Genomic DNA, 14,925 nt, shown 5'->3' on the forward strand with positions numbered 1-14,925 from the left:
CGTCGTCAGGCTGCGCAGGGGTGGAGCGCCGGCTCACCCGTAGACGCCGCGGGCCTGGTCACGCACGATGCGACCGCTCTCAATCTCAACGACGCGGCGGCGCATCTGGTTCACGATGTTGGAGTCGTGGGTGACCATCACGACGGTCGTGCCGGTGCGGTTGATCCGGTCCAGCAGGCGCATGATCTCGATCGAGGTGTCCGGGTCCAGGTTTCCGGTGGGCTCGTCCGCCAGCAGGATCAGCGGACGGTTCACGAACGCCCGGGCGACGGCGACCCGCTGCTGCTCACCACCGGAGAGCTCGTGCGGGTAGCGGTGCTCCTTGCCACCGAGCCCGACCAGCTCCAGCACCTCCGGCACGACCCGGCGGGCAACCGCCTTCGTCTTGCCGATCACCTCGAGGGCGAACGCCACGTTCTCGTAGGCGGTGCGGTTGGGCAGCAGCCGGAAGTCCTGGAAGACGCAGCCGATCGAGCGCCGGAAGTGGGGTCGCTTCCAGGAGCGCATCGACGTGACGTCCTTGCCGTTGACGACGACGCGCCCCTTGTTGGGGGCCACCTCGTGCAGCAGCATTTTGATGATCGTGGACTTGCCGGAGCCGGATGGACCGATGAAGAAGACGAACTCGCCCTTCTCGATCGAGACGGACACGTTGTCGAGCGAAGGCCGGGACGCCTTCGGGTACGTCTTCGTCACTTGCTCAAGCTGAATCACGGGTGGTGAGTCTACGCGGTGTAACAACTGAGCCAAGCCCCACGCCCCGCCGATCCGGCACGAGTCGTCGAATCAGGCCTCTACCTGGAGATCGATGACGCGCTCCGCCCGCGCGCCGTCACGCACCGTCGCCGGCGAGCTGCCGCCGCTTGCGCCAACGGATACCCGCCTCGATGAAGCTGTCCAACTCGCCGTCGAAGACCGCGCTCGGATTGCCGGTCTCCTGCTCGGTTCGGAGATCCTTCACCATCTGATACGGGTGCAGGACGTAGGAGCGCATCTGGTCGCCCCACGAGCCGGCCGCATTCTCCTTGAGACCCTCGAGCTTGGCCTGCTCCTCCTGGCGCTTGCGCTCCAGCAGTCGGGCCTGGAGCACCCGCAGCGCGGAGGCCTTGTTCTGCAACTGGGACTTCTCGTTCTGGCAGGTCACCACGATGCCGGTCGGGACGTGCGTCAGGCGCACGGCCGAGTCGGTGGTGTTGACGCTCTGCCCACCCGGCCCGGAGGAGCGGTAGACATCGACCCGGACCTCGTTCTCGGGGATGTCGATGTGGTCGGTCTGCTCGGTGACCGGCAGAACCTCGACGCCCGCGAAGCTGGTCTGCCGACGACCCTGGTTGTCGAACGGGCTGATCCGGACCAGCCGGTGCGTGCCCGACTCGACGCTGAGCGTGCCGTACGCGTACGGCACCTTGACCGCGAAGGTGGCCGACTTCAGGCCCGCCTCCTCGGCGTACGAGGTCTCGTAGACCTCGGTCGGGTAGCCGTGCCGCTCCGCCCAGCGCAGGTACATCCGCAGCAGCATCTCGGCGAAGTCCGCGGCGTCCACGCCACCCGCGCCGGCCCGGATGGCGACCAGCGCCTCCCGGGAGTCGTACTCGCCGGAGAGCAGGGTGCGGACCTCCATCTCCTGGATGGCCTTGGTCAGCCCGGTGATCTCCGACTCGACCTCGGTCAACACGCCCGGGTCGGCCTCGGCCTCGGCCAGCTCCAACAGGACCTGGGCGTCGTCGAGGCCGGAACGCAGGCTGCCCAGCTTGCTGATCTCGCCGTTGACGTACGACAGCTGCGAGGTCACCTGCTGGGCCTTGGCCTGGTCGTCCCACAGGTCGGGGGCGGAGGCCTCCTGCTCCAGGCGGGCCTTGTCCTCGTGGAGCCGGTCGAGGTTGAGGACGGCCTCGATGTTTCGCAGGGTCGCGTCGAGTTCCTTGAGCTGTTCGGCGTAATCGGCAGCGGTCACGACAAGCAAGCGTACTGTGCCGGGAGCGGAGCAGCTCGTTCCCTATGCGCGAACCCGCTGACCGTCACCCGACGGGGGCGGACTTCAACCACGACAGGGCCGCCCGGTGGTAGGCGACGGCGAACTCCAGCGCGCTGGCGTCGTACGTCTCGCCGTCCCGTTTGGCGTTCTTCACCTGCTCCCGGACCTGGGCGAGGGCCTCGGTGTGGTATTCGTTGGCCGAGGCGTACAGGCCCTTCAGCTGGCTGGCGGAGTGCAGGTTGCCGAAAGCCATCCGGAGCGCTATCGGGTTGCGGATGGTGTCCCGCCCCGGGTTCTCCGCGAGCCAGCGGGAAAACGTTCGTTTTCCGCTGGCGGTGAGTGCGTAGGGCTGGCTCATCCGCGGGCCCGGCTTACCGAGCCGCACGTAACCCCGCTCAGCCAGCACCGGCAACTCGCGGTACACCTGACTGCGGGTCATCGACCAGTACGGCGCCAGACGGCGCTCAGCGGCGGCCATCAACTGACCGCCTGTCATCGGGCCCTCGTGGAGGAGGCCGAGCAGGGCCGCCGCCGTAGGGTTGACTCCGGAATCCGCCATGGCCACTACGCTGCCACTTTGCGCACCCGGCGTCCAGGATTTGCCGGTTTGCCACCCGACAGGACTTCCTAAGTGCACTGTCGGCGGCAGACTGTCCGTTGAGGACTATCGATGGATTGCCACATTCCGGGCGTCCGCCGGCGGCGCCCACGCGCCGCCGGCGGGTCGTCGCCGGTCAGCCCATGTGAGGGTACGTGTGGTCGGTCGGCGGCACGAAGGTCTCCTTGATCGTCCGCGGGGAGATCCAGCGGACGAGGTTCAGCCAGGAGCCGGCCTTGTCGTTGGTGCCGCTGGCGCGGGCGCCACCGAAGGGCTGCTGCCCGACCACAGCGCCGGTCGGCTTGTCGTTGATGTAGAAGTTGCCGGCCGCGTACCGCATGCGCTCGCCGACCGACTCGACGACCCGGCGGTCGGTGGCGAACACCGAACCGGTCAGCGCGTACGGGGCGATCGACTCCGCCTGCGCGACGACCTCGTCGAACCGGGCGTCGTCGAACACGTGCACGCCCAGGATCGGCCCGAAGTACTCGGTGGTGAAGGTCTCGTGGGCGGCGTCGCCGCACTCGAAGAGCGTCGGTCGCACGAAGTAGCCGACCGAGTCGTCGGCGGTGCCACCGGCCAGCACCCGGCAGCTGTCGTCGCCGGCGATCAGCTCCAGCGCGGCGGTGTGCCGGGCGAACGCCTTGTCGTCGATCACGGCGCCGCCGAAGTTGCCGAAGTCGGCCACGTCACCGTAGGTCAGCGAGTCGGCGGTGGCGGCCAGCCGGTCCCGAAGCCCACCCTCCCAGATCGAGCGCGGCACGTACGCCCGCGAGGCCGCCGAGCACTTCTGGCCCTGGTACTCGTACGCGCCACGGATCAGCGCGGTGTGCAGCGCGTCCACGTCGGCGCTGGTGTGCGCGACGACGAAGTCCTTGCCGCCGGTCTCGCCGACCAGGCGCGGGTAGCCCCGGTAACGCGAGATGTTGTCGCCCACGGTCCGCCACAACTGCTGGAAGACCTTCGTCGAACCGGTGAAGTGGATGCCGGCCAGATCCGGGTCGGCGAGCACGACGTCCGAGACCTCCTCGCCCCGGCCGGTGACCATGTTGATCACGCCGGGCGGCAGGCCGGCGGCCTCGAACAGCCGCATGGTGAAGTGCGCGGCGAACTGCTGGGTCGGGCCCGGCTTCCAGACCACCGTGTTGCCCAGCAGGGCCGGCGCCGACGGCAGGTTGCCGGCGATGGCGGTGAAGTTGAACGGGGTGACCGCGTAGACGAAGCCCTCCAGCGGGCGGTGGTCGAAGCGGTTCCAGACGCCGGGCGAGGACGCCGGCTGCTCCTCGAGCAGGCGACGCGCGAAGTGCACGTTGAACCGCAGGAAGTCGATGAACTCGCACGCCGCGTCGATCTCCGCCTGGATCGCGGTCTTCGACTGACCGAGCATGGTGGCGGCGTTGAGCGTGTCCCGCCAGGGACCTGCGAGCAACTCGGCGGCGCGCAGGAAGATCGCGGCGCGCTCCTCGAAGGGCAGCGCCCGCCACATCGGCGCGGCGTCCTTGGCCGCCTTGGTCGCGGCACGCGCGTCGTCGTGGGTGGCGTGCGCGGTCACCCCCAGCACGTGGGCGTGCTTGTGCGGCTGCACCACGTTGATCGGGTCACCGCCGGCCATCCGCTGCTCACCGCCGATGGTCATCGGCAGGTCGATGCGCTCGGCGGCGAGCTCGGTCAGCCGCCGCTGGAGCCGGTCCCGGTCGGGGCTGCCCGGCTCGTAGTTGCGAACCGGCTCGTTGCGCGGCTCGGGAACGGAGAACACGGCATCCATCAAGGCTCCTGGCGATCTCGACAGCAGTGGCGAAACCGGACCCGCGGGCACCGACCGGATGGCCGGACACCGGACGCCGCACGGGAGGCCGAGCAGCGGCGGGACCTCCCCTGATTCTCCCACGACGGGCCACGCGACCCACTTCCGCCACCGCCCTGCGCCAAGGACCGCCCCACCCCTCCTCTCCTTACCGACCGGTCTCGATCCGTCCCGCTGTCCCGGGGCGACAGGCAGCCCAGCGGGCCCGCGTACCCTGAATGGTCGGTGACCTGCCGCCTCGAAGGGGAGACGATGACCAAGCAGCCCGGCCGCGTCCCGGCCGCTGAGTCGGACGAGCCGGCTGTCGACCCGGCCATCGCCGGCAGTCGGCCGCTGCCCGCCCCCGGCGCCGCAGTGCTCGCGCTGCTGGCGCTCGGTTGGCTTGCCGCCATGCTCTGGTCCACCCGGGAGGCAATCACCTCGGCGGCGGCCGGGGTCACCGCGATCAGCCTCTCCGCGTTCGCCCTGCCCGGCGTGATCTCGGCCGCGCTGGTGGCCGGGGCGGCCGTCGCGCTGGCCGCTGGCAACCTGCTGGCCCGCCGGTACGGCGACTGGGCCACTCTGCGCTTCGCCGGGGCGATCGGCGGCGGAATGCTGGTCGGGCTCGCTGCCGCGGTGGCCATCAACCTCACCTACTTCGACACGTCCACCACCAACGTGATCGCCGGCACCACGGCAGCCGCGGCGATCATCGGGGGCGCGCTGGCCGGCGCGCGGACCGCACCGGCGGTCGGTGCTGTGGTCACCGCCGCGCTGGGCACGCTGATCTTCGTTGTCGCGTTCAGCCGCGCCCGGGATCCGCTGTTCGACCTCTTCGGCTCCGGCGACAGCCAGGAATCGTTGATCAACGCGGCCAAGTGGGTGTCCCGTACCGAATCGCTCGTCGCCGGGCTGCTCGCCGGGCTATTGGCCTTCGGCTACCTGACCTGGGCACGGCGTCGAGCCGTTCGCCGCGATCCCGAGGCACCGGCGCTGCGCTGGCCGGCGTACCTGCTCGCCGGCGCCGGGCCGGGGCTCCTCCTGCTGCTCGCCGAAGTGATCATCAGAGTCGGCGGCCGGTCGCTGCTCGACCTCGCCAGCGCGCTCAGTGAGGCGGACGCGGTGGCGCAGACCTCGCTGGGCACCTCGCGGGTGGACAACGGCATCTGGGTGCTGTTCGTGGGGGCGCTGACCGCGCTCATCGCGTTCGGCCGCACACTCAGCCCGACCCACGGTGACGACGACGAACCGGCGCAGGTGCCGAACCCGGTCGCGGACCAGGCAGACCCGGCGGACGACAAGCCGGGCTACGCCAAGGCGTTCGACGCCGACCCGGCCGAGAAGTTCGACGCCGACCCGGCCAAGGCGTTCGACGCCGACCCGGCCGAGACGTTCGACGGCGACGCGGCCAAGACGCCCGACGCGGACCCGGCAAAGGCGGACCCGGCACGCTGACGCCTCACCGGGGCCGGTGCTCGCCTCCGGCTGCCGCCTGGGGGCGCCCGGCTCAGTCGGTCGCGCTCAGCACCTGGTCCAGCTCCGTCACGTCGTACCACTCCAGCTCGTGGTCCTCGGCGCCGTCGACTGTGAACTGGGCGTCCGGGTCACCAGCCGCCGCCTCGGCCACCACGTCGGCCGCCGCGCCGACTTCCTCGGCCGCGTCCGTGCCGTCCACATGAATGGCCGCGACGGCGCCCACCGGCACGGAGTCGGTCAACGTCACAGCGCTGGAGCCCAGCTCACCGTCGCCGCGCCCGATCGCCGCCGACGGCAGGTCGACCGAGATGACGACGCGACGGCGGGGAGCTGTCGGATCGGCCCGGAGCAGGTGCAGGGCGTCCTGGGCAGCCCGGGTGAAGGCGACGTACTCCAACTCCTCCTCGTCACCCTCGGCGTACCACTCGCGCAGCGCCGGGGTCACTGCGTGCGCCTGGTCGGCGGACAGCCCCTCCGCACGCAGCCGGGCCAGCATCGGTACGGTCGCCGGCACGTACACCCGGACAAGCTCGTCGGTCACCGGTCGTCTCCCCGCGTCGTCCTCCACCGGCGGCCGCCGGCACGGGCGCAGATCATGCCGCACGCCGTGACCGTCATACACCCCGCCTCCGGCCGGAGGAAGTTCCCAGCCGGTGTGTCCCGCGCGGTTGGTCCGCCACCGACCCGGTCCGGTGCTGGGCGGCGAGGGCTGTCGGTGGCAAACTGAGCCAAACGACATCAACCCCGGGAGTTTCTGTGGAGCCGAGGTTCCTGCTGCTCTCCGACGTGGCGGCCGAGCTCAACGTGTCGGACTCGCAGGTCTACCACATGGTGCGCAGCGGCGAACTGCCGGCGATCAAGATCGGCGGGCGCGGCCAGTGGCGCGTCGAGCGCGCCCGGCTGGAGGAGTACATAGCGCGCAAATACGACGAGACGGCAGACTGGGTGCAGAGCAACCCGCTCATCGACCGCGACCCCGAGTAGCAAAGCCTGGCCCGGCCTGGGCCTTCGTGCGCCGCCCAGCCCACCCCACCCCGCTCAGCCTCAGCCCGCACCCGCCTGGCCTGGCACGCTCCGCCTGGCCTGCCCCGCCCGCCGCGCCCCGGCCCGCCCCACCTGACCTGCCCGCCCAGCGCGCCCCGGCCCGCCCAGCGCGCCCCGGCCCGCCCGACCTGACCTGCCTGGCCGTCTGACCTCGCCCGTCCGCGTGTCCGCCCGTCCCAGAGCATGATCCACTCGGCTTTACGGAAGTCGGGGTGTTGGGGTCGCTGGGACCGCGCGACATCAAGGAACCCGAGTGGATCAAGCGCCTTGTCGGGCGGAGGCCACCACAAGGCCATTGACCGAGGCCGTTCCGTCGCTCAGAATCGAGCTTGTCGGAGGCAAACGAAGGTAAACGCAAGATCGAGGGGGCCATGATGAGCGGAGCGCGACCCGGTCCCTCCCGACCACCCGTTCGGCTGCGCCCCGTCCCGCCCTTCGACCCGCCGTACGTCGACGAGATCGACGGGTCGTACTGGCCGGCGCCGACCGACGGTCAACTCGCCCTCGACCTGTTCGCCTCCACCCGGCCCAGCCCGGTCCGGCCGCCGGAGCGGCGAGCAGCACTGCGCCCGGTGCCCAGCCGGTCCACCACCACCCATCCGGTCGCGTCGTTGCCGCCGTCGACCGCTCCGGAAACCACCCGGGCCGCGCACCGCTTCGTCGGCACCTGCCTGGAGGTGGTCAACGGCTACCGCTCGCCGGCCCAGGTGCGAGCGCTGCTCGACCCGGCCCGGGCGGGCGACCTCCTGACCGAACTCGCCCGCGCATCCGGCCGGGCCGGGGCATCCCGCCGCCGTAGCGGCCGACCACTGGTCCGGCTGCAACGCCTACGCGTCTGTGAACCCCGGGAGGCCACGGTGGAGGCGGCAGCCGTCCTCACCGGCGCGGGCGGCCGAAGTTGGGCGATGGCCCTGCGCCTCGAACATCGCCGGGGCCGCTGGCTCTGCGTTGCCCTGCACGTGCTCTGACCCCACCTGCCCGGTCGCCGGCGAGGCTGAGAAGACACCGACGGGCCCCGGCCTGGTCGGCCGGGACCCGTCGGTCAGACGCTGTCGGTTCAGTTGCCGCCGTTGGGAGCGCCGTGGCAGCGCTTGTACTTGCGGCCCGAGCCACACGGGCACGGCGCGTTGCGGGACGGGCCGTTGCTCGCCTCCGCCTGGTTCGGTGCCGGCCGACGGGCGGCGGCCGACGGAACTGCCGGGCCACGCAGCCCGGATGCCGGCCGCTGCGGAGCGGACGGCGCACTCTGCCCCGGTGCCGCAGGAGCACCCGGAGACGGTCGGCCCACACCCAGCGCCGGAGCCTGCTGCTCGGCCTGCTCCACGGCGACCGCACCCGGGCTGGCCTCACCGTCGATGGTGGGGGCGGAGTATTGCAGACCCTGCCGCCGCGGGGCCTGGTTGAGGCCCTTGGCCCGGATCTCCACCGGCTTGTCGAGCAGGGTGACCTCGTCGGCCCCCTCCTCCGGCTCCGGTTCGGTCACCTGGACGTCGACGTTGTAGAGGAAACCGACGGTCTCCTCCTTGATGCCGTCCATCATGGTGGCGAACATGTCGAAGCCCTCGCGCTGGTATTCCACCACCGGGTCGCGCTGGGCGTACGCCCGGAGGTTGATGCCCTCCTGGAGGTAGTCCATCTCGTAGAGGTGCTCGCGCCACTTGCGGTCGATGACCTGGAGCAGCACCATCCGCTCGAGCTGGCGCACCCCCTCGGTGCCGAGCTGCTCCTCACGCCTGTCGTACGCGGCGTTGGCGTCGTCCTTGAGGCGGGCGACCAGGAAGTCGGCGTCCATGCCGGCCCGGGAGCCACCGGCTTCCTCTTCCAACTCCTCGATCGTCACGCCGACCGGGTAGAGCTGCTTGAGGCTGGACCAGAGCTGCTCGAGGTCCCAGTCTTCGCCGTAGCCGTCGGAGGTGGCGCCCCGCACGTACGCCTCGACGGTGTCGTCGATCATGTTGCGGACCTGGTCGGAGAGGTCTTCACCGTTGAGCACCCGGAGCCGCTCGGCGTAGACGACCTGGCGCTGCTTGTTGAGCACCTCGTCGTACTTGAGCACGTTCTTGCGGATCTCGGCGTTCTGGCCCTCGATCTGGGCCTGGGCGCTCTTGATCTGCCGGGTGACCATCTTCGACTCGATGGGCACGTCCTCCGGGATGTTGAAGCGCTCCATCACCGCCTCGACCGCTCCGGCCCGGAAGCGCCGCATCAGCTCGTCCTGAAGGGACAGGTAGAAGCGGGACTCGCCCGGGTCGCCCTGCCGGCCGGCGCGACCACGCAACTGGTTGTCGATCCGCCGGGACTCGTGCCGCTCGGTGCCCAGCACGTAGAGGCCGCCAGCGGCCGAGACCTCTTCCGCCTCGGCGTCGCAGGCCTGCTTCCAGGTGGGAAGGACCTCCTCCATCGCCTTGGCGTACTCTTCCTCGTTCTCCAGCGGGTCGAGGCCGCGCTGGCGCAGCTCGTTCGCGGCGAGGAACTCGGCGTTGCCACCGAGCAGGATGTCGGTGCCGCGGCCGGCCATGTTGGTCGCCACGGTGACCGCGCCCTTACGCCCGGCCTGGGCGACGATCTCGGCCTCCCGCGCGTGGAACTTGGCGTTCAGCACGTTGTGCGGGATGCCACGGCGGCGCAGCAACTGGGAGAGGATCTCGGAGTTTTCCACCGAGACGGTGCCTACCAGCACCGGCTGACCCATCTGGTGCCGCTCGGCGATGTCCTCGATGACGGCGTTGAACTTGGCCTTCTCCGTCTTGTAGATGACGTCGGGCCGGTCCTCGCGAACCATCGGGCGGTGGGTCGGGATGGTCACGACGCCGACCTTGTAGACCTTGTTGAACTCGCTCGCCTCGGTCTGCGCCGTACCGGTCATCCCGGACAGCTTCTCGTAGAGGCGGAAGTAGTTCTGGAGGGTGATGGTGGCCAGGGTCTGGTTCTCCTGCTTGATCTCCACCCCCTCCTTGGCCTCGATCGCCTGGTGCATGCCCTCGTTGTAGCGACGGCCGTGCAGGATGCGACCGGTGAACTCGTCGACGATCAGGACCTCACCGTCGCTGACGATGTAGTCCTTGTCGCGCTTGTAGAGCTCCTTGGCCTTGATGGCGTTGTTGAGGTAGCCGACCAGGGGGGTGTTCACCGACTCGTACAGGTTGTCGATGCCGAGCCGGTCCTCGACCTTGGCGACACCCCGCTCGGTCACCGCGATGGTGCGCTTGGAGTGGTCGACCTCGTAGTCGCCCTCGCCGTCGGTGCCGGCCTGGAGCCGGGCCACCACACCGGCGAACTCGCCGTACCAGCGGGCGGAGTGCTCGGCCGGGCCGGAGATGATCAGCGGGGTGCGGGCCTCGTCGATCAGGATGGAGTCGACCTCGTCGACCACCGCGAAGTTGTGCCCGCGCTGCACCAGCTCTTCCTTCGACCACGCCATGTTGTCGCGCAGGTAGTCGAAGCCGAACTCGTTGTTGGTGCCGTAGGTGATGTCGCACTCGTAGGCGGCCTTGTGCTCACTGGCCGGCCGGTTGGGCAGCACCACGCCGACGGTCAGCCCGAGGAACTCGTGCACCCGGCCCATCCACGCCGCGTCACGCTGGGCGAGGTAGTCGTTGACCGTGATCACGTGGACGCCCTTGCCGGAGAGCGCGTTGAGGTAGACGGCCATGACCGAGGTCAGCGTCTTACCCTCACCGGTCTTCATCTCGGCGATGTTGCCGAAGTGCAGCGCCGCGCCGCCCATCACCTGGACGTCGTACGGGCGCTGGCCGAGCACCCTGGCGGCCGCCTCGCGGGCCACCGCGAACGCCTCCGGCAGCAGGTCGTCGAGGGTTTCACCCTCGTCGAGCCGCTCCCGGAACTGTTCGGTCATGCCGGCCAGTTCCTCGTCGGTGAGGTTGACGTAGTCGTCCTCGATCGAGCTGACGGCGGCGGCGATGGCCTTGAGCCGTCGCACCATGCGGCCCTCGCCCGCGTTAAGGACCTTTTCCAGAATCGACACGGATCAACGCTCCCCTAGACAGTCTCGAACCATCGTAGGCGCTCCATCGGCCCGATGGTCACTGGTGGCGGTGCTCGACCCCGCCGAACCCGACAAAACTCGCGTCCTGCGCACGCTCCAAACGTTATCCGGTTACGCCGTCGGCGAACGCTACGGCAGGATGCACGAGTGGAGCCCGTGGAGATCATCGAGGACGGCGTGCTGCTGCGGCCCTGGCGGGAGACCGACGCCGAGACAGTGCACCGAGCCTGCCAGGACCCGGACATTCAGCGTTGGACCAACGTACCGCGCCCGTACCGGCCGGAACACGCCCACGGATTTGTCACCGAGATGAGCCCGAAGGCCTGGGCCGAGGGCACCGGAGCGCCGTTCGCGGTCTGCGACCCGAGCACCGGGGAGCTGCTGGGTTCCAACGGGCTCAACTCGATCGACAAGGACGGCACCGGTGAGATCGGCTACTGGACGGCACCCTGGGCTCGTGGTCGGGGCGTGATGGTCCGGGCCACCCGGGCGGTGGCCCGCTGGTCCTTCGACGCCCTCGGGCTTCGCCGGCTCCTCTGGCAGGCCGAGGTGGGCAACCACGCCTCCCGGCTGGTGGCCCTCCGGGCCGGTTTCCGGATCGACGGCAGGTTGCGGCTGGCCAACCCGGCGCTGCCCGGCAGCGCGGACGGCTGGATCGGCTCACTGCTGCCGGGCGAGGTACCGGCCGCCGGGTCGACCGGTCCGGCCGGACCGGGCACCCTCGCCGCCCGGCGCGCCGCCGTCTTCGGCCGCCCGCAGCCCGTTCTGTTCGCCGAGACCGGGACCGGCGAGCTGCGGCTGCGGCCCATGGAGGAGAAGGACCTGGACGCCGTGGTGCAGACCTGCCGGGACCCGGAGAGCATCCGCTGGACGACAGTGCCGGACCCGTACGAGCGCGCCGACGCGCAGGGCTATCAGACCTACGGCCGGGACGCCTGGGCTCGGGGGGACGCCGCCTGCTTCGTGATCGCCGACTCCGACGACCGGTACGCGGGCACGCTCGACCTGCGGCTCTCCCCCGCCGACCCGCTGGTGGCCGACGTCGGCTTCATGACCGCGCCGGCGGCCCGGGGCCGGGGCTACCTGTCCGCCGCGCTGGTCGCGGTCAGCGCCTGGGGCTTCAGCACGTTGGGCCTGGCGCGGATCGAGTGGAAGGCGAATGTGGGCAACACCGCCTCCCGTCGGGCGGCGGAGAAGGCGGGCTTCCTGATCGAGGGGATCGCCCGGGGCGGCGTGCCGCACCGGGGCGAGCGGGTGGACGTGTGGGTCGGGGCGCTTCTCGCGAAGGATCTGAGATGAGTCTGCGGGCGGTCGTCGAGGCGCACGGGGTGCGGCTGCGCCCGTTTCGCGCGGAGGACAGTCCCGACGTGGTCGACGGCTGCGCGGACGCGCTGACTCAACGGTTCGTGTCGAACCTGCCGACGCCGTACACCGATGCCGACGCCCGTTGGTGGATCGACGTCGGCGCCCCGGCGGCCTGGGCCGGCGGCGGCACGGCGTACGCCGTCGCGGACCCCGCCACCGACCGGCTGCTCGGCGCGGTGGGGTTGAACAACCCGGTGCCCGCCCGGGGTCAGGTGGAGATCGGCTACTGGATGCGACCGGCGGCGCGCGGTCGCGGGCTGGCCACCGCGGCGACGCGCGCGCTGAGCGAGCACGCGTTCGCCGTCGGCGCGGCCCGACTGGAGCTGCTCACCGAACCGGAGAACGGGTCGAGCCAGCGGGTCGCGTTGGCCGCCGGCTTCCGCTACGAGGGTCTGCGCCGGTCGGCCGGCGCGTCCCGCGACGCGGGTCGGCACGACCTGCTGGCCTGGGTACGTGTCGCCGGTGATCCGCCCGGCCCGGCCGCCCGGCTGTTGCCCGACCTGCCCGGCGGGGTGCTCACCGACGAGGTGGTGGCGCTGCGCCCACTCGGGCCGGACGACGCGGCGCTGATGTACCGGCTGCACAGCCGACCCGAGGTGGTGGCGAACCAGGCGCCGCCGGTGCCGCCGACCCGCGAGGCGATCGAGCGGCGTTGTCGTCTCGCGCAGAGCGGCTGGCTGACCGGCGAGATCGCCCGACTGCTGATCACGGACGTGGCCAGCGGCGAGCCCGTGGGCAGTTGCGGCGTGTCGTACACCGACGCGGGCGCCGGCGAGGCGTCGGTCGGCTACGCGTTGCTGCCGGACTGGCGCGGCCGGGGGTACGCGACGCGGGCGGTCCGGTTGCTCGCGGAGTGGGCGTTCGGCTCGGCCGGTGTCGCCCGGCTGTCGGCCGGCACGGTGCCGGACAACACCGCGTCGCACCGGGTGCTGGAGCGGGTGGGTTTTCGGCGCGAGGCCCTTCAGCGCGGCCGGCTGCCCGGGCTGGCCGGCGCCCGCCTGGACGACCTGACCTTCGCGCTGCTACCCGCCGACCTCCGCTGACGGATCATGGAGTTGTGGTGGGCGTTTCCCCACCACAACTCCATGATCGACGCGGAACGGCTACCCGTCAGGTGGCGAGGGAGATGATGCCGTAGTCGTACGCGTGGCGCCGGTAGACGACGCTGGGGCGGCCGGACTCCTTGTCCTGGAACAGGTAGAAGTCGTGGCCTACCAGCTCCATCTCGAACAACGCGTCGTCGATGGTCATCGGCTCGGCCGGGTGCACCTTCTCCCGGGCGATGTGCCACGGCTGGTCGTCCTGCTCCTCTTCGACCCGCTCCGCGACCGCGGTGCCGGCGCGGGCGCCATCGCTCGGCGCGCTCAGCGCGCTGGGCACCAGGTCCGCGACCGGCAGGCCCGCTGTGGCCTCGGCGACGGAGATCGGCGCGTGCCGGCCCCGGTGTACGCGGCGGCGGTCGGCAGCGCGGCGCAGCCGGGTGTCGAGCTTCGCGATGGCCGCGTCGAGCGCGCTGTAGAAGTCGTTAGTGCAGGCTTCGGCCCGTATCACCGGGCCCCGGGAAACGCAGGTGATCTCCACCCGCTGGCAGTGGTCGGCTTGGCGCGGATTGCGCTCGTGAAACAGCTCGACATCAACGCGAATAAGTTTGTGGTCGTAGCGTTCGATCTTCGCGAGTTTCTCGGCTACGTGTACCCGGTAATGGTCCGGCACTTCGACGTTTCGGCCCTTGACCACGATGTCCACGTGACCTCCCTTGTTTCGGACGGTCTTCGATCCGGTTACCCGGCCGCGCGCCGTGGGGAGACCCGCTGGCGTCGACCGGTTGGTACGGCTACGCCTCCTCTCACCGCCGAGGGTGGTGGGAACGACCTCCTACCCCCGACAGCGAAACGCTAACTCCTGTTTGCCCGGCAGTCACCCCATGTTGCCGAGACGGCCCAGGATTTTTCGCAGCTCATACACCAACGGGTGAAACGGAAACACTATCGGTTACGACTGGTGTCTTTTCTCGGTCGCCGCGAGCACCGCCGCGACACTGGGTGCCCATCCCGTCGCGGTCAGCACCCGGCTCGCGGCGGCGAGGGTCACGCCGGTGGTGACGATGTCGTCGAGCAGCACCACGACCGGCGCCACGCCCCCGGCACCACCCCGGACCGGCCCCGTCGAGCGGGGCTGGAAGGCCGCCTCCGCCGCCGCCGCGCGCCCGGCGCTGTCCAGGGTCACCGAGTCGGGCCGGGGCGAGGCTCGCAGCGGACGGTGCACCCGCACCACCCAACCGCTGCGGTTGAGCCGGGCCGCACAGTGCCGGGCCAGCCGGTCGAGATGGTCCCCGTAGCGGGAACGCGCTGCCGCCGCGGTGTCCGGGACCGGAACCAACGCCAGCGGACGGGCCTCACCGACGGCCGCCGCGACGACCTCGGCGAGCAGCGCGCCGAGCGGGCGAGCAAGCCCGTGTCGGCCGTGTTCCTTGTACGCCAGCAGGGCCTCGCGCAGCGGACCCGCGTACGGGCCGAGGGCGACGCAGGGCGGCAGGCCCGGCGGGGCGGGGGTGGGGCGGACAGCCAGTGGCCGCAGTGCGCCCAGCGCCACGACACAGGCTGGGCAGACCCCCCGCCGCAGGCCGGGTCGGCGCTCCCGGCAACCGGCGCAGTCGGCGGGCAGCACCAGGTCGGCGA

The 14,925-nt window shown here is 70.9% G+C and carries 12 protein-coding genes and 1 pseudogene; 5 read left to right on the plus strand and 8 right to left on the minus strand.

What is annotated here, in order from left to right; all coding sequences use genetic code 11:
• Nucleotides 1–33: 33 nt before the first annotated feature.
• The 4 genes from ftsE to pruA form a co-directional block, all read right to left on the minus strand.
• Nucleotides 34–714: a cell division ATP-binding protein FtsE gene (gene ftsE / locus OG992_RS15675; RefSeq protein ID WP_030331491.1), complete on the minus strand. Its 681-nt coding sequence runs from the start codon at nucleotides 712–714 to the stop codon at nucleotides 34–36.
• Between the two features lie 118 nt (nucleotides 715–832).
• Nucleotides 833–1,954: a peptide chain release factor 2 gene (prfB, locus tag OG992_RS15680; RefSeq protein ID WP_238683519.1), complete on the minus strand. Its 1,122-nt coding sequence runs from the start codon at nucleotides 1,952–1,954 to the stop codon at nucleotides 833–835.
• Nucleotides 1,955–2,018: 64 nt separating this feature from the next.
• A complete protein-coding gene (locus OG992_RS15685; protein WP_238666587.1) occupies nucleotides 2,019–2,534 on the minus strand; it encodes a PadR family transcriptional regulator in 516 nt (171 codons plus the stop codon).
• A 175-nt stretch (nucleotides 2,535–2,709) separates the two neighbouring features.
• Nucleotides 2,710–4,338 carry an L-glutamate gamma-semialdehyde dehydrogenase gene (gene pruA, locus OG992_RS15690; protein WP_238683520.1) on the minus strand — a complete coding sequence of 543 codons (1,629 nt, stop codon included), beginning with the start codon at nucleotides 4,336–4,338 and terminating at the stop codon, nucleotides 2,710–2,712.
• A 291-nt stretch (nucleotides 4,339–4,629) separates the two neighbouring features.
• On the opposite strand from pruA, the pseudogene OG992_RS15695 reads away from it, so the two are divergent.
• A pseudogene (locus tag OG992_RS15695) lies at nucleotides 4,630–5,613 on the plus strand (hypothetical protein); the annotation flags it as partial.
• A 250-nt stretch (nucleotides 5,614–5,863) separates the two neighbouring features.
• Here the strand turns inward: OG992_RS15695 and OG992_RS15700 are convergent.
• Nucleotides 5,864–6,373 carry a hypothetical protein gene (locus OG992_RS15700; RefSeq protein WP_238683522.1) on the minus strand — a complete coding sequence of 170 codons (510 nt, stop codon included), beginning with the start codon at nucleotides 6,371–6,373 and terminating at the stop codon, nucleotides 5,864–5,866.
• 215 nt (nucleotides 6,374–6,588) lie between these two features.
• Here OG992_RS15700 and OG992_RS15705 point away from each other — a divergent pair, with 215 nt between their 5' ends.
• Nucleotides 6,589–6,816 carry a helix-turn-helix domain-containing protein gene (locus OG992_RS15705; RefSeq protein WP_112582381.1) on the plus strand — a complete coding sequence of 76 codons (228 nt, stop codon included), beginning with the start codon at nucleotides 6,589–6,591 and terminating at the stop codon, nucleotides 6,814–6,816.
• A gap of 431 nt (nucleotides 6,817–7,247) precedes the next feature.
• Nucleotides 7,248–7,844, plus strand: coding sequence for an Rv3235 family protein (locus OG992_RS15710; RefSeq protein ID WP_266303612.1), 597 nt, complete (start codon nucleotides 7,248–7,250; stop codon nucleotides 7,842–7,844).
• Between the two features lie 89 nt (nucleotides 7,845–7,933).
• Here OG992_RS15710 and secA read toward each other — a convergent pair whose 3' ends face one another.
• Nucleotides 7,934–10,861, minus strand: a complete 2,928-nt coding sequence (gene secA, locus OG992_RS15715; RefSeq protein ID WP_266303613.1) for a preprotein translocase subunit SecA — start codon at nucleotides 10,859–10,861, stop codon at nucleotides 7,934–7,936.
• A gap of 168 nt (nucleotides 10,862–11,029) precedes the next feature.
• Here secA and OG992_RS15720 point away from each other — a divergent pair, with 168 nt between their 5' ends.
• Nucleotides 11,030–12,181 carry a GNAT family N-acetyltransferase gene (locus OG992_RS15720; protein WP_266303614.1) on the plus strand — a complete coding sequence of 384 codons (1,152 nt, stop codon included), beginning with the start codon at nucleotides 11,030–11,032 and terminating at the stop codon, nucleotides 12,179–12,181.
• Nucleotides 12,178–13,290, plus strand: coding sequence for a GNAT family N-acetyltransferase (locus tag OG992_RS15725; protein ID WP_266303615.1), 1,113 nt, complete (start codon nucleotides 12,178–12,180; stop codon nucleotides 13,288–13,290). The genes OG992_RS15720 and OG992_RS15725 overlap by 4 nt, the downstream gene beginning before the upstream one ends.
• A 67-nt stretch (nucleotides 13,291–13,357) precedes the next feature.
• Here OG992_RS15725 and raiA read toward each other — a convergent pair whose 3' ends face one another.
• Nucleotides 13,358–13,993, minus strand: a complete 636-nt coding sequence (raiA, locus tag OG992_RS15730; RefSeq protein WP_210784508.1) for a ribosome-associated translation inhibitor RaiA — start codon at nucleotides 13,991–13,993, stop codon at nucleotides 13,358–13,360.
• A 246-nt stretch (nucleotides 13,994–14,239) separates the two neighbouring features.
• Nucleotides 14,240–14,914, minus strand: coding sequence for a ComF family protein (locus OG992_RS15735; protein ID WP_266305210.1), 675 nt, complete (start codon nucleotides 14,912–14,914; stop codon nucleotides 14,240–14,242).
• Nucleotides 14,915–14,925: the final 11 nt, after the last annotated feature.

The sequence above is a fragment of the Micromonospora sp. NBC_00362 genome (genome assembly GCF_026342155.1).
Lineage (GTDB): Bacteria > Actinomycetota > Actinomycetes > Mycobacteriales > Micromonosporaceae > Micromonospora > Micromonospora hortensis.